Source organism: Kitasatospora sp. NPDC004289, from assembly GCF_053602875.1.
Map to the genome: position 1 here is coordinate 1 of NZ_JBSGEL010000119.1, position 14,846 is coordinate 14,846.

The following is a 14,846-nucleotide window of genomic DNA, read 5'->3' on the forward strand; positions in this document are numbered from 1 at the left end:
GGAAGCCGCCCTCCTCGTGCAGGCGCCGCTGCATCCGCCCGTAGAGCGCGGTGCGGGCCGCCTCGTCGCCGGAGGTGCCCGTGGTGGCCGGCTGGGCGCCGGGCAGCGTGGTGTTGAGCTTGGGGGTGCGGGCCTTGGCCGCGTCCAGCAGCTGGCCGAAGCGGTCACCCGCGTACTGCGACCAGGTCATGCCGGTGGCGGAGAGGAAGACCAGCCCGAGCGCCAGCCAGACGCCGGTGACGGCGTGCCAGCTGCGGGTGCGGCGCACGCCCTTCGCGGCGTGGTCCGGCACCAGGACGCCGCGCACGTTCGCCGCGCGCTGCCCCCGGGCCCGGCCCAGCCAGAGCGCGAGGCCGCCGAGCACGACCACCCAGAGCCAGGTGGCGGCGGTCTCCGAGTAGAGGCGGCCGAAGTCGCCGAGGTGGAGGTTGCGGTGCAGGTCGTCCAGCCAGGTGCTGAGCGGGGTGGACCCGAACCAGGTGACCAGGTCGCCCTTCACCTGGGAGGTGTACGGGTCGACGTAGACGGTGAGCTGCTTCTCCCCGAGCTCGGGGAGCGAGAGCACCACCTGGGTGGTGTCCTCCGGGCCCGCCGGGGTGATCACCGAGGCGAGTTCGCCCTCGGGGTACGCCTGGCGGGCGGCGGCTATCTGCTCGGCGAGCGGCCGGACGGCGTCGCCCGGCTGATCGACCGTCAGCCAGCTCTGGTAGATCAGCCGGTCCAGCTGCGGAGTGAAGGTGTAGAGCAGTCCGGTCACGGCCGCGACGAGCAGGAACGGCGCGATCAGGATGCCGGCGTAGAAGTGCAGCCGGGCCAGCAGCGGCCTGACCTCCCGCCAGGAGCGGCGGGCGGGCAGGGCGCTCTCCGCCTCCGGGGCGGAGGCGTCGGACGGCCGGTTTTCGGTTGTCGAAGACATGGTGATGTGTCCCCTGGGGTCGCGCGCCCGGTCGTACGGGCGCGGGGCAGGCGTCGGGTGTGGTCGCTCGGGCCGCCCGCACACGGGCGGCCGGGCCCGACGCCCGAGGGGACGTCAGGCCCGGGCGGGCGGCGGCCCCCTGCGCGACAGGGAACGGGCGATCAGCACACCGATCGCGTGGTGCACCGGTTCGGGGAAGACCGGCCGGGGCGGGGAGGGGAGCGCGGGGGCGGCGAACAGCGCCGCCAGGAACGGGAGGCGGGGCTTCGGCAGGAGGGCCGCGAGGCGGCGCAGCAGCCGGCTGCCGTGGAGCAGCGCCACGGCGCTGGTGACGGTGGCCACCGCGTGCCAGGCGGCCATCGAGCCGTGCATCGCGTGGACGGCGGTCATGCCACCGCCGTGGCCGGACATCTCCATCCCGGGCATGCCGGCCATGTCACCCATGCCGGCCATGTCGGCCATACCGGCCATACTGAGGTCGTGGCCGGATCCGCCCGGACCGCCGGAGGGCATGGGGGCGAGCCGGTGGAAGCATTCGTGGAGCGCGAGTTGGAGGCCTCCGAGCACCACGACGGCGGTCTCGAAGCGGCGGCGCAGGCCGCTGCCCGCGAGCACGGCCCCGGGGACCGCCAGGACCGCGAGCATCACCAGCAGGACGCCCGCGCGAGGCAGCGCGCCCCCGGCGGCGGCGTGGGCCGCGGCAGCCGGAAGCAGGCAGGCGAGGGCACCGAGCAGGCTCCAGCCGGCCCGCTCCCCCAAGCCGACCGGTCTGCGCACGGGCTCAAGGTACCGGCTCCCCGGCCGGTGCCCCCTCCCCCGCGCCCGCCCCGCTCCCGGCCACCGGCCGGTGCGGGCATCGCCAGGTATACGGAGGAGAGCGGCAGTTGAGGGCCCGCCGGGCCGGGCGGAGGGCACACGGGGACCCGCCGTGTCGTCCGTCACAGTCGCCGCCACCCCCTCCGGACCGCCCGAGTCACACCGATCGGCGCCGGGAGTGCTCCCTGCCCCGGCCGCAGGAGGGTGCGCCAGTAGTACCAGAGACCGGGCCCGGGGAGAATCCCTGCGGCACGCCCGGTGCGAAACCGGTTGCCGGTCGGGCCCGTCGCCTGAGAGCCTGCGAGCTCCCCGCGACTGCGACGAGGCTCGGATGACGATCTACTTCTACGGTGCGGACGAAGTCCCGTACGGCTGCTTCTCCAACTTCTCCGCGCACGAGCTGGAACTCGACGGGCACCTGTGGCCGACCTCGGAGCACTACTTCCAGGCCCAGAAGTTCGCCGGCACCCGGCACGCCGACCTCGTCCGCAGGGCCCGGACACCGCTGCGCGCGGCCGAGTTGGGCCGCGATCCGTCCAAGCCGCTCCGGCGTGACTGGGAGCGCGTCAAGGACGACGTCATGCGCCGCGCCGTGGCGGCCAAGTTCCGCACGCACGCGGACATCCGGGCCGTGCTGCTCTCCACCGCCGACGAGGAGATCGTCGAGGACACCGGCACCGACCACTACTGGGGCCGCGGCCGCACCGGGACCGGAAGGAACATGCTCGGCCGGATCCTGATGCGTACCCGCACCCAGCTCCGCAGCGAGGTCTGAGGCCTGACTGTCCGAGAGGGTTCGTAGGCTGGCCGGCGCACCGATCGACCGGAGGTTCCCGTGTCCAGCCATCCCGACGTACGCGCGCTCCGGGGCCTGCTGGCGCCCTGCAGGCGGAGCGCTGAGGAGGCCCCTCCCACCTGCTGCCCGCCGAGGTGAGTGCCTACGTGCTGCTCCGGTGGGGCTGCACCGAGGACGGCGGCCCCCTCACCGTCCACGAGGACGGGTTCGCCGCCTACGTGCGACGCTGGTGCACCCCAGCCTCCGGCCTCGCCCAGGAGGCGACGCGGTTCGTTCACCGGCGCGAGTACGAGCACCTCATGGACCAGGGGCTCGACCCTTCGACCGGCCTCCCCTGGGGTGCCTGAAGGGGAGATGCGGCGCGGGATCCGGGACGGCCCGCGCCGCATCCGGTCCTGTCAGCCCCAGTCCTGCAGCTGCTGGAGCAGGCCGGCATCGCCCTCGATCCGCACCGAGTCGGCCGGGATGCGCATGTACATCAGCAGGGCGATCTCGCTCGCCGTGCCGTGGATGGCGGCGGTGGGCTTGCTCTCGGCGGCCTCCGCCGCAGTGAGGCGGGTGAAGCGGGAGCCGGCGGCGTCCACCGTCTGGCGCCAGGAGCCGACTCCGTCGGCGTGGTAGTCCATGGTCGCGGGCTCACCCGGCCACGGGACCGTGACGGTGCAGACGGTGGCGAGGAACTCCTCGATGGCGTCGGCCGCCTCGATCGCCGGCAGCTCCTGCGGGGCGCCGGAGGCCAGTTGGGCGTCGTAGGTGTGGATCAGCGACTCCGGGACGCGGCGGCGGGCCACGGCGGCCACCGTGTGCGGCGAGGCCAGCGGCTCCCACCAGGCCCAGCAGCCATGGTCCGGGCCGGCCTCGCGCAGCGCGGTGGTCAGCTGCGCCGTCGAGTCGGCCAGCCAGGCCGCGAGCGCCTCGCGCTCCCTGGGCGCCGCCAGTCCGTCCTTGCTCGGCCGCTCGTCGCCCGGCGCGGTGGTCCGCACGATGTGGGCCCAGAAGCGGTCCCCCTCGCTGAGGTGGTTCGCCAGGTCGTACAGCGTCCAGCCCGGGCAGGAGGGGACGTCGGCGTCGAGGCTGGGGGCCTCGGCGACGGCGGCGCGGAACGCGGCGGAACGCTCGTCGATCATCCGCAGCAGGGTGGGGAAGTGAAGGTGCTCAGTCACGCAGACCTTGTATCACCCGGCCCGGCAGTCCCGCACTCGATTTGAATCCCGGAGGAGACGGCTTCACGGGGGTGCCACGGCGGGACGCGACCTCGGCCGAGGCCCTCTGACGGTGTGTCGGATCGCGGACGGGGCCGTGTCGGAGCCGTGACACCGGGATGGCAGCATCTGCCGGATGACCAAGATCAAATCTCCCCGGGTGCTCCGGTCGCTGCTGCCGGCGGTGCTGGTGGGGGCCCTCGCCGTCGGCGGCTGGTACTGCTACGCCTGGGTCCTGCCGGGGCGGGCCGGGCCGGCCAACTCCGACAAGGTGTCGAAGGCGAGCGGCCTCGCACGGACGGAACTGGACCGGCGCCTGGCCGAGACGCTCGCCGCCCTGCCGGGCCACCCGGAGCTGCTCGGCGACGCGACGCTGGACCGCTGCCTGTGGTCCGGGTCCTTCGAGGGCGCGAAGGCCGGCGAGATCAACTGCCAGCGGATGCAGGCCCGTTACGTGGCCGTCGAGGGCGCCCCGGCCGAGGTGGCGGGGCAGTGGAAGACGGCCCTGGAGAGCCGCGGATGGAGCGGCAGCAGCGCGCCGCTGCCGCCCGGCACCGGCTACACGGCCGTACGCGACCACTACAACGACCCGTCGAACCAGGACTTCCTGTCGGTCACCCTGGTCGGCGACCGCGCGTCGATGGCCCTGCTCGACAACGACATACCACTGGGAGGCTTCTCCGAATACCGCCGCGACCTGGAGGAGTTCGGCGACCGGGGAGCAGCCGAACGGGCCCTCGCGGCCGGGCGTCAGGTCGTCCAGCTGTCCATGGCCCGCACCTACTACTTCGAGGGCCCACGCCTCTACCTGACGGACTGAGCTCTCACGCCACGGACGGCCACCGGTCGGCGGCCCACTCCGGCCATCCGGGCCATCCGGGCGGCGGGCCGCCGATCTCGGCCCCGTCGAGCTCGGCGGCGTCGGGCTCGTCGAACAGCGCCCTCCAGCGCAGGAGTTCGGCCTCGGTCATCGGGAAGGTCCGCTCCGGGGTGGTGGCCTGCCGGTGGGCGATCCGGGCCCGCTGGGTCTCGTGGTCCACCGGCAGGTAGACGAGCCGGCACGACGCGCCCGCGGACCGCGCCAACCACCGGATCGCGGACCTCTCGTGGCGGCTCCAGCAGCCGAAGTCCAGGACCACGTCGGTGCCGAGCTTCAGCGCCTCCAGCGCGAGCCGGAGCAGCAGCCCCTCCAGGACGTCGCGCTTCCCATCGGCCTCCGGCTCGCCGAACAGCGGGATCATCCACTCGTCGGGCGTCAGCCGGAGCGCGCCGCGCTCCTCGGCGAGCCTGCGGGCCCGCGTGGTCTTCCCGGCCCCGGGCAGACCGACCATCAGGAACAACGTCGTCACCCCCGGATCATGGCAGGGAGGCCGGGCGGGCAACCACGGGTTATCCGTCCGATGGCCGCGGCCGGGTCGGACCCGGTGACGGTGCCTCAGGCCGGGGCCAGGAGGGCCAGGGCGGCTGCGGGGTCCAGGCCGCCGCAGGACCGGCGGACGGCGGAGTCGTGGGCGGCGGCGAGGGCGTCCAGGCGGGCGAGGCGGGTGCGGCCCTGGCGGGAGAGGTGGGCGGTGATGCGGCGGCGGTCGTGGTCGCCCTGGCGGCGGTAGACCAGGCCGGTGTCGGCGAGGGCGTCGACCAGGCGGCTGAGGCTGGCCTGCGGGATCAGCAGGGCCTGGGCGAGCTCGCCCATCGGGTGGCCCTCGCCGTCGGCGAGGGCGCGCAGGACGCGCCACTGGTCGACGGTGCAGTCCTCCTCGGCGAGGGCGGCGGCCAGGCCCGTGGTGAGGCGGCGGTGGGCGAGGGCGACGAGTTCGACCAGCAGGGGGCCGCCGCCCTGCACCACGGTGGCCTCGGCGGTCTCGTGCGCGGTCATCCGGAGCTCCCGTTCTGCCGGTCGGTCGGCGGGGCGTCCCGGGGCCGACGGTCGGTCGGCGGGTCTTTCCCGGGGCCGACATCGCGACCATACTCGCACCGGTGATGCTGGATGCGAGGCTGGTCGACCCGCTCGACGCGCTGCACGCGGAACGGACGGACGCCACCTTCCGGGTCGGCCTGGTCGTGCCGCAGTCCGGCCTGCTCGGACTGACCGGTCCGTCGGCGCTGGAGGGCGCCCTGCTCGCCGCCCACGAGGTGAACGCCCGCGGCGGGATCCGGGACCGGCCGCTGGAGCTGGTGCTGGTGGACGGCGGCGGCACGCCCGCGGCGGTGACCGGCGCGCTGCGCCCGCTGCTCGCGGCCGGGGCGCTGGACGCGCTGGCGGGCTGTCACACCAGCGACGTGCACCGGGCCGTGGAGGCATTGGCCTCCGGTCGGCTCGCCTATGTCTACACGCCACCGCACGAGGGCGGTGCGCGGCGGCCGGGCGTGCTCTGCACCGGTGTCGACCCGTCCGCGCAACTGTCCTACGGCATCGGAGCGTTGACGGAGCGGTACCGCCTCCGGCGGTGGGCGCTGATCGGCAACGACTACATCTGGCCGCGCTCCGTCCACCGGGCCGCCGCCGGCCTGGTGGCCTCGGCCGGTGCCACGGTGGCGCTGGAGCGCCGGGTGGGCTTCGGCGCGGTCCGGCAGGAGGCCGGGGAGCTGGTGGAGGCACTGGGCACCGCCCGGGCGGACGCGGTGCTGCTGAGCCTGGTCGGCCGCGATCTGGTGGAGTTCAACCGGGCCCTGCGGCGCAGCGGCCTCGACCACCGACTGGTGCGCCTGTCACCGGCGTTGGAGGAGAACGGACTGCTGGCGCTCGGCGGCGACGAGACCGGGCTGCTGTACGCCGCGATGCCCTCGTTCTCCACCCTGGCCGAGGAGGCCCGGCAGCAGCTGGGCGAGCGCCACCGCGTGCTGTGCGGCCCGTCGGCGCCGGTGCTGGACGCCTACGCGGTGGGCCTCTACGAGGGCCTCCACCTGCTGGCCGGACTCGCGGGCCCGGCAGGCGGCCTGACGCCGCACGGCCTCGCGCGGGCCGCCGGACCGCTGCTGCGCCGCAGCGTCCACCTGGCCCGCGCCGAGGGCCCGGGCTTCACCGTCCTGCACTGAGCAGGAAGCCCGGCGGAAACCCTTCCATCTGGAAATAGTTGGCCCTACTGTCTGCTCCCATGACCGAGACATCCCCGTCACGGGACATCGAGAGCTTCGGCTACCGGCAGGAGCTCCGCCGTTCCCTGACCTTCAGTGACCTGCTCGTCTACGGGCTGGTGTTCATGGTGCCGATCGCACCCTTCGGCATCTTCGGCGGCGTCTTCCAGGGCTCCGGCGGCATGGTCGCCCTGGCGTACGTCCTCGGCATGGTGGCGATGATGTTCACCGCGCTCTCCTACGCCCAGATGTCCCGGGCCTTCCCGATGGCCGGCTCGGTCTACACCTACGCCGGGCGCGGCATCGGCGCCCCGGTCGGCTTCCTGTCCGGCTGGATGATCCTGCTCGACTACGTCCTGGTCCCCGGCCTGCTCTACCTGATCGCCGGCGTGGCGATGAACTCGCTGGTGCCGTCGATCCCGGTCTGGCTCTGGCTGGTCGGCTTCGTCCTGCTCAACACCGCGGTCAACTACCTGGGCATCGAGACCACCGCCCGGGTCAACAAGGCCGTGCTGGTCGGCGAACTCCTGGTCCTGGCCGTGTTCGTGACGGCCGGTGTGGTCGCGCTGGCCGCCGGCAAGGGGCGCGGCTTCGACCTCACCCCGCTCTACGACCCGCACACCTTCTCCTGGAGCCTGGCCTTCGGCGCGGTCTCGATCGCGGTGCTCAGCTTCCTCGGCTTCGACGGCATCTCCACCCTGGCGGAGGAGAACCGGGACTCCGCCAAGGCCATCGGCCGCTCGATGGTGGCCGCGCTGCTGCTGGCCGGCACCCTGTTCATCGCACAGACCTGGGTGGCCTCCCTGCTGGTCACCGACCCGCAGGCACTGATCCGGGACGGCGACCCGAACGGCACCGCCTTCTACGACGCGGCCCGCACCGCCGCCGGGGGCTGGCTGGCCACCCTGACCGCCGTCGCCACCGCCGTCGCCTGGGGGTTCGCCAACTCGCTGGTCGCCCAGGCCGCCACCTCCCGGCTGCTGTTCGCGATGGCCCGCGACCGCCAGCTCCCCTCCTTCCTGGCCAAGGTGCACCCCACCCGCCGGGTGCCGGTCAACGCCACCCTGCTCACCGCCGGGGTCTCCCTGGTCCTCGGGCTCTACACCGCCTCCCGCGACGACGGCATCACCCTGCTGAGCACCCTGGTCAACTTCGGTGCGCTGACCACCTTCCTGGTCCTGCACGTCGCGGTCGTCGTCCACTACCTGGTCCGCAACCGCAGCCGCGACTACTGGCGGCACCTGATCGCCCCGGCGATCGGCTTCGCGATCCTCGCGTACGTGATCGTCAACGCCGACATCGCGGCCCAACGCCTCGGTTTCGTCTGGCTGTTGATCGGTGCGATCGTGCTGGCGGGCCTGATGGCGACCGGCCGCAGGCCCCGACTGTCCGTCACCGAGACGACCCAGAGCACCGGAGACCCCGAATGACCACCGCGCCCGAGCCCGTCCGCCTCTCCCCCGCCCCCGAGGACTACGCCTACACCTTCGGCGGCCGTCCCCCGCTGACCACCGTCCAGCCGGGCACCGTCGTGGAGTTGACCACCGAGGACTGCTTCGGCGGCAAGGTGCGCGGCGCCGGCGACCTGCCCAGCCAGGTCTGCGTCTTCCCCTACCTCAACCCCGTCACCGGCCCGATCGCGGTGGCCGGGGCCGAGCCGGGCGACCTGCTGGCCGTGCACTTCGTGGAGATCACCCCGACCAGGGACCACGGGATCTCCAGCACCTTCCCGCACTTCGGCGCCCTGACGGGCACCCACCAGACCGCGATGCTCCACCCCGCGCTCGAGGAACGGGTCTGGATCTACGACCTCGACCTCAAGGCCGGCCTCTGCCACTTCCGGGCGCACCACGGCGAGTTCACCGTCGCGCTCCCGCTCGACCCGATGCACGGCACCGTCGGCGTGGCCCCGGCCGGCGGCGAGGTGCTCGCCTCCATCACGCCCGGCGCCCACGGCGGCAACCTCGACACCCCCGAGATGCGGGCCGGCACCACCGCCTACTTCCGCGTCAACGTGGAGGGCGGCCTGCTCGCCGTCGGGGACGGGCACGCCCGCCAGGGCGAGGGCGAGGTCTGCGGCACCGCCGTCGAGGCCGCCATGCGCACCACCGTGATCGTCGACCTGGTGAAGGGCGCGGGCCCGGCCTGGCCGCGCCTGGAGAACGACGGCTTCCTGATCACCACCGGCTCGGCCCGGCCCCTGGAGGACGCCTTCCGGATCAGCCAGCACGACCTGGTCGGCTGGACCTCGGACCTGCTCGGCCTGGACCAGCTCGACGCCTACCAGCTGGTCAGCCAGGCGGGTCTGGCCCCGGCGGCCAACGTCTGCGACACCAACTACACGATGGCCGCCAAGCTCCCCAAGTCCGTCCTCGGGTCCGTGCGGGCCTACGACGGTCTGCACGACCGGCTCCGGGAGACGGCCGCCGCCTACCTGCGCCACCGCTGACACCACGGCCCGGGGGCCACCCGGACCCCGGGCCAACGGTTCGTCCAGGACCGACCGTTGGCCACCCTGCGCCCTCCCCGGCCTGTTCGAGAGCTGTCCGCCAGAACCCCTACGATGACCGCCATGACTACTGGGGGCCCGGGCGGCCAGCTCGTCGACGGGCGCTTCGAACTGCTGGAGCGGCTCGGTGGCGGCGGCATGGGCCTGGTCTGGCGCGCCCGGGACACGGTGCTCCAGCGCGAGGTGGCGCTCAAGGAGGTCCGGCCGCCGGACCCGGCGATGCTCGCGGCCGATCCGGCGGCCGCCTACGAGCTGCGCGAGCGGGTGCTGCGCGAGGCCCAGGCGCTGGCCCGGCTCCAGCACCCCAACGTGGTGATCATCTACCACATCGTCGACACCCCCGAACTCCCGCACCCCTGGCTGGTGATGGAGCTGGTGACCGGCGGCTCGCTGCACGACCGGATCGGCCGCGGCCGCCTCTCGCCGCCCGAGGCGGCCAGGATCGGCCGGGGCGTGCTCTCCGCACTGCGCGCGGCCCACGCGGCCGGCATCCAGCACCGCGACGTCAAGCCGGGCAACGTGCTGATGCGCACCGACGGCACCCCGGTGCTGACCGACTTCGGCATCGCCGCACTCAGCGGCTCGACCAGCCTGACCGCGACCGGCTCGCTGATCGGCTCGCCCGAGTTCATCGCCCCCGAGCGGATCCGCGGCCAGGAGGGCAACCCCTCCTCGGACCTCTGGTCGCTCGGCATGATGCTGTACGTCGCCGTCGAGGGCCACCACCCGCTGCGCCGCGCCACCAGCCTGGCCACCCTGGCCGCCGTCCTGGACGAGCCGCTGCCCCCGCCGGCCCTGGCCGGCCCGCTCGGGAACACGCTCACCGCGCTGCTGGCCCGCGACCCCGCGCTGCGGCCGGACGCCGCCGAGCTCGACCGGCTGTTCGCCGCCGCCGAGCAGGGTGTCGACGGCACCCTCGCCGGTGCCCAGCAGTGGCCCACCCAGCTGAGCGGGCCGATCCCCTACACCCCGACCCAGTTCAACTCTCCGGAGCACCCGTCCGCTCCGACAGGTTTGTCCGGTCAGTCCGCTCCGTCCGGTCCGTCCTGGCCGTCGAACGGCTTCACGGGCCCGACGGGCTCCTCCGGCCCCACGCCGTGGCCGGGCGCCTCCGCCTCCGGCCCCCACGACCAGGTGCCGCCGCACTCGACCAGTGGTCAACAGGCCTGGAAGCAGCCGGAGTCGGGTGAGCAGCGGCGGCCCGAGCGGCGGCGCGGCGGCCCGGTGGTGGTGGCCGCCGTGGCCGGGGTGCTGACCGTCGGCCTGCTCGGCTGGTCGGTCAGCCACGGGTGGTGGAAGGCGGTCACCGGCAACGACCGCAAGGTCTCCGGCACCGCCCAGCAGACGGCCGGCCCGGGCAAGGGCGGCACCAGCACCGGCAGCACCACCGTCGGCGACCAGCCGACCGGCTCCACCCCGTCGGCCACCGCCACGGGATCCACCAAGGCGCCGCCCGCCACCAACGCCGACGTGGACCTGCTGACCCCCCAGGGCGCCCGCGGTCTGGTCTCCTCGATCCAGGCCGTCACCGGCAGCACCGTGGTCACCGACATGTGGGTCTACCCGGACCACGCCAGCGCCAAGGTGGTCTCCAAGGACAACCCCAAGCGCTACGACGACGTGACCTACCGGGCCGGCAAGACCACCAGCAAGCCGGGCGGCACCCTGAGCGCCGGCGAGGACACCGTCGACCTCACGAAGATCGACTGGAACCAGGTCCCCACCGTGATGGCCACCGCCCAGACCCAGCTCGGCGTCGACAAGGTGAAGTCCCGTTACATCCTGGTGGACTACGGCTGGTTCGCGAACGAGATCACCATCCGCTACTACGTCTCCGGCGAGTACAGCAGCGGCGGCTACGTCACGGCGGGCGCCGGCGGCAAGATCCTCAAGGTGGTCAAGTCCTGACCGACCACGGCGGGAGCACCTCCGCGCACCAACTAGGGTGGACCTTTTCTGCACACCGGAGGGGTCTGTGGCGGGTTCGGGGGCCGAAGGGCTCAAGGGGGCCGAACGGGCCGGGGACGGCTCCTCCGCCGAGGTCCGGCTGACCCTGCTCGGAGCCGTCGAGGCGTCCCGCGACGGACAGCCGCTGCTGCTCGGACCGCCGCAGCGCAAGGCCGTGCTCTGCGCGCTGGCCCTGCGGCCGCGCCGGTGGGTGTCCGCGCAGAGCCTGCTCGACGCCCTGTACGAGGACGCCGCGCCCGCCAGCGGCGTGGCCGTCGTGCAGACCCACGTGGCGGGGCTGCGGCGGGTGCTGGAGCCGGCCCGAAGACCGCGCTCCCCGTTCGCCGTCCTGCTCTCCGGACACGGCGGGTACCGGCTGGAGATCGAGGACGGGCAGACCGACCTGGGGGTCTTCGACCGCCTGGTGGCGGAGGGCGAGCACGCCCGCGACCGGTCCGACTGGGCGGCCGCCGACGCCCACTACTCCCGTGCCCTGCGGCTGTACCGCGGCGAACCGCTCGCCGGTCTTCCCGGCCCCTACGCCGCGATGTGGCGCAGCACGCTGACCGAGCGTCACCTGTCCGTCCTGGAGGACGGCCTCGAGGTGACACTGGCCCTCGGCCGCACCGAACAGGCCGTGGAGCGCCTGCGGGTGCTGACCGCCGAACACCCGCTGCGCGAACGCCTCCGGGCCCTGCTGATGCGGGCGCTGCACCTGGCGGGGCGTCAGTCGGAGGCACTGGACGTCTACGCCAGGACCAGGCGGCTGCTGGTCGGGGAGCTCGGGGTCGAGCCCGGCCCGGAGCTGCGCGAGCTGCACCGGCGGATCCTCTCCGGGCCGCCGACCCTGCCCGACCGCTTGGCCGGACGAACGACGGACGGCCGGGCGACGGACGGCCAGGAGGAAGGCACCGCGTCGGCGATCCGGGCGAACGCCGCTCCCGCCGGGTCCGCCGGGTCCGCCGTGTCTGCCGGGTCCGCACGACAGGTGACGGGTCCGACGGCCGCCCACCCGTCCGGGCCGTCCGCCCTGGGCAACCCCGGGGCGACGCCGCTGACCGACCGGGAGGACCAGCTGGCCACCGTGCTCGCGCTGGCCGCCCGGGCCGAGGCGGGCGAGGGCGGGCTGGTGCTGGTCTCCGGCGTCCACGGCCACGGCAAGTCCCGGTTCCTGTCGGAGCTGGCCGGCCTCCTGCCGGGGGCCCGGCGGATCGACCTGGCGGTCGACCACGCGGAGTCCGCACCGGCCGCGCTGCTGCGTGCCCTCGGACACCCGGCGACCGCTCCCGCACCTGCCGTCGCTGACGGACCGTCGGTCACGGACGGACCGTCGGCCGAGCTGCTCCGCCGGGCCCTGCTCGACGCCACCGGGAACGCCTCCCCCGTGGTGCTGGTCGACGACGTCGCCCCTCCGGACGAGCCCGCCACCGCGCTGCTGGCGGAGCTGGCCCTACGGCTGCGCGGCTCCAGGGCCCTGCTGGTGCTCGCGGTCGAGGACCGCCCCTGGGAGCCGGCCCGGCACCGGGACGTGGCACTGGCGAACGCGGCCGCCGCGGTGCTGCACCTGGGCCGGTTCACGGAGCAGGCCGTCGCGGAACTGGTCGCGCGCAAGCTGGGCGCGCCCGGGGCGGACGGGCTGACGCTGAGCATCCATCAGGCCACCGCGGGGATCCCGCTGCTGGTGGTCGGGCTGGTCGCCGACCTCTGCGGCCTGCCCGCCCCCGACCACGTGCCCTCGCACGCCGCCGACGGCCACTACCTGCGGGCACTGGCCTCGATGCTGGACGCGTACTCGCCCGAACGCTCCCTGCTCCTGCGGGCGGTGGCCGTGCTGCAGGAGCACCGGCCGACGCCGGAACTGCTGGCGGCCGTCACCGAGGAGCCGCTCTCGACGGTGCGGGACCGCTGCGAGCGCCTGGTCACGATCGGGGTCATGGCCTCGGCGGACCCGCCGCGGTTCCGCCACCCGGTGGTCGCCAACGCCCTGCGCTGGCTCTGCACCCCGGAGGAGAACACCCGGCTGCGGGTGGCGGCGGCTCGGCACGCCCTGATCTCCGGACACGGCGTCCGGCAGGCCGCCTCCTTGCTGGACGACCTGACCGGCCCCGGGTGGTCGGAGTGGACCGACGTGCACCTGGCGGCGGCCCGGGACTGCCTGCGGCACCACCAGGTACCCGAGGCGCTGCGGCACCTCCAGGCCGCGCTCCGGATCGCCTCGCCCGCCCAGCGCGACCCCGTCCTGGTACAGCTCGGCCAGCTGGAGCTCTGGGTCAACCCGGCCGCCTCGCTGGCCCACCTCCAGGAGGCGCTGCGGGACCAGCGGGCCGCGCTCCGGCCGCCGACCGCGCTCGTCCCGCTGGCCTGGACGATGGCCTCCCACCGGCAGGCCGGTGCCGCGCTCGCCCTGTTGACGGAGGTCATCGCCGAGACCGAGCCGCGCGACCCGGCGGCGGCCAGGGCGCTGCGGGCCTCCGCCTGGATGGTGGCGGCGCTCACCCACGAGGGCTGGGCCGCGTACGTGGCGGCGCTGCGCGCCGACCCCTCGGCGGCGGAGGACCCGGTGGCAGCGGCGGTGCTCACCTGGGACGACGCCTTCGGCGTGCGGTGCAGCGCGGCGGAGGCGATGGCCCGCTTCCCGGCCGAGCACAGCGCCGACGGCGCCTGGGGCCGGCTGCCCGGAGAGGTGATCGGGATCCTCACCCACATCGCGATGTGGGCCGACGACCTGACCCTGGCGGGCCAGTTGAGCGACCTCGACGAGGACCGCCACTTCGGCACGGTCGACGTCTACCGCCGAATCGTCCGTTCGGAGGTCCACCTCCGCCAGGGCGAGTACCGGCTGGCCCTGGCCGAGTGCGCCCCGGTGGTCGGGCTGCCGGTCGAGCAGGTTCCGCGGCGTCCGGCGGCCCTGGTCGCCCAGTACGCCCACGCCCTGCTCGGCCTGGGTCGGCCGGCCGAGGCCGAGGAGTGGCTGGACGGGGTGGCCGAGCACGCCAATCCCGAGTCCTGGGAGTGGACGGTGGTGAAGTACGTCCGGGCGCTGGTCTGTTCGGCGCGCGGTCAGGCGCAGCAGGCGGCGGCGCACTTCCTGGACTGCGGACGCCGCAACTCCGCCTGGGGGCTGGACAACCCCGCCCACATCGCCTGGCGCAGCTCGGCCGCCGTCGAGCTGATGCGGGTCGGCGCGGAGGCCCGCGCCCGGGAACTGGCCCTGGCCGAACTGGAGCTCGCCCGGCGGTGGGACACCCCGGTGACGCTCGGCCGGGCCTGGCGGGCGGTGGCCCTCACCACCGCCGGGGGCCCGTCGCTGCCGCTGCTGGAACGGGCGGTCGACCTCCTGAGGGCCGGTCAGGCCGTGGGCGTCCTGGTCCCCGCCCTGCTCGACCTGGCCGCCGCCCACAGCGCGGCCGGCCACCACGCCCAGGCCGACGCCCTCCTGACGGAGGCCCGCCACCTGGCCGAACCCCGAGGTATCGCTCTGCCCTGACGTTCTGGCCCCGGCGGCCCGAAGGGCCGTCAGGGGCGCGGGGAACTGCGCGAATCGGAAGACACAGACCCGTGTGCCGGGTACGGAGAACCACTTGC

General features: G+C 74.5%; 13 protein-coding genes. 8 read left to right on the forward strand and 5 right to left on the reverse strand.

All coding sequences use genetic code 11. The annotated features are described in order from the left end of the window. Both ACWEPF_RS38120 and ACWEPF_RS38125 read right to left on the reverse strand, forming a co-directional pair. On the reverse strand, positions 1-916 hold a 916-nt coding region (locus ACWEPF_RS38120; protein WP_452176253.1), incomplete at its 3' end, for a PepSY-associated TM helix domain-containing protein. Positions 917-1,030: 114 nt separating this feature from the next. After that, entirely contained in the window at positions 1,031-1,693 is a 663-nt protein-coding gene (locus ACWEPF_RS38125; protein WP_452176254.1) for a hypothetical protein, read from the reverse strand. Between the two features lie 370 nt (positions 1,694-2,063). Between ACWEPF_RS38125 and ACWEPF_RS38130 the strand changes: the two genes are divergently transcribed. Next, positions 2,064-2,507 (forward strand): NADAR family protein, encoded by a 444-nt coding sequence (locus tag ACWEPF_RS38130; RefSeq protein ID WP_452176255.1) that lies wholly within the window; start codon positions 2,064-2,066, stop codon positions 2,505-2,507. Between the two features lie 167 nt (positions 2,508-2,674). Then, positions 2,675-2,875 (forward strand): hypothetical protein, encoded by a 201-nt coding sequence (locus ACWEPF_RS38135; protein WP_452176256.1) that lies wholly within the window; start codon positions 2,675-2,677, stop codon positions 2,873-2,875. A gap of 51 nt (positions 2,876-2,926) precedes the next feature. Here the strand turns inward: ACWEPF_RS38135 and ACWEPF_RS38140 are convergent, their stop codons facing one another. Beyond that, positions 2,927-3,691: a maleylpyruvate isomerase family mycothiol-dependent enzyme gene (locus ACWEPF_RS38140; RefSeq protein WP_452176257.1), complete on the reverse strand. Its 765-nt coding sequence runs from the start codon at positions 3,689-3,691 to the stop codon at positions 2,927-2,929. Positions 3,692-3,866: 175 nt separating this feature from the next. Here ACWEPF_RS38140 and ACWEPF_RS38145 point away from each other — a divergent pair, with 175 nt between their 5' ends. Beyond that, a complete protein-coding gene (locus ACWEPF_RS38145) occupies positions 3,867-4,550 on the forward strand; it encodes a hypothetical protein (protein ID WP_452176258.1) in 684 nt (227 codons plus the stop codon). A gap of 4 nt (positions 4,551-4,554) precedes the next feature. Here the strand turns inward: ACWEPF_RS38145 and ACWEPF_RS38150 are convergent, their stop codons facing one another. Both ACWEPF_RS38150 and ACWEPF_RS38155 read right to left on the reverse strand, forming a co-directional pair. Next, positions 4,555-5,112, reverse strand: a complete 558-nt coding sequence (locus ACWEPF_RS38150) for an AAA family ATPase (protein ID WP_452176259.1) — start codon at positions 5,110-5,112, stop codon at positions 4,555-4,557. Between the two features lie 53 nt (positions 5,113-5,165). Continuing rightward, positions 5,166-5,606, reverse strand: a complete 441-nt coding sequence (locus ACWEPF_RS38155) for a MarR family winged helix-turn-helix transcriptional regulator (protein ID WP_452176260.1) — start codon at positions 5,604-5,606, stop codon at positions 5,166-5,168. 104 nt (positions 5,607-5,710) lie between these two features. On the opposite strand from ACWEPF_RS38155, the gene ACWEPF_RS38160 reads away from it, so the two are divergent. From ACWEPF_RS38160 to ACWEPF_RS38180, 5 genes are all read left to right on the forward strand, one after another. After that, positions 5,711-6,766 (forward strand): ABC transporter substrate-binding protein, encoded by a 1,056-nt coding sequence (locus ACWEPF_RS38160; protein WP_452176261.1) that lies wholly within the window; start codon positions 5,711-5,713, stop codon positions 6,764-6,766. 59 nt (positions 6,767-6,825) lie between these two features. Then, the gene (locus ACWEPF_RS38165; protein ID WP_452176262.1) at positions 6,826-8,235 is read left to right on the forward strand and encodes an APC family permease; all 1,410 of its coding nucleotides are present in this window, start codon (positions 6,826-6,828) and stop codon (positions 8,233-8,235) included. Continuing rightward, the gene (locus ACWEPF_RS38170; protein ID WP_452176263.1) at positions 8,232-9,254 is read left to right on the forward strand and encodes an acetamidase/formamidase family protein; all 1,023 of its coding nucleotides are present in this window, start codon (positions 8,232-8,234) and stop codon (positions 9,252-9,254) included. The genes ACWEPF_RS38165 and ACWEPF_RS38170 overlap by 4 nt, the downstream gene beginning before the upstream one ends. A gap of 123 nt (positions 9,255-9,377) precedes the next feature. After that, entirely contained in the window at positions 9,378-11,222 is a 1,845-nt protein-coding gene (locus ACWEPF_RS38175; RefSeq protein ID WP_452176264.1) for a protein kinase domain-containing protein, read from the forward strand. 67 nt (positions 11,223-11,289) lie between these two features. Continuing rightward, on the forward strand, positions 11,290-14,748 hold the full coding sequence (locus tag ACWEPF_RS38180; RefSeq protein ID WP_452176265.1) for a BTAD domain-containing putative transcriptional regulator: 3,459 nt from the start codon (positions 11,290-11,292) through the stop codon (positions 14,746-14,748). The last annotated feature ends 98 nt before the right edge of the window (positions 14,749-14,846 follow it).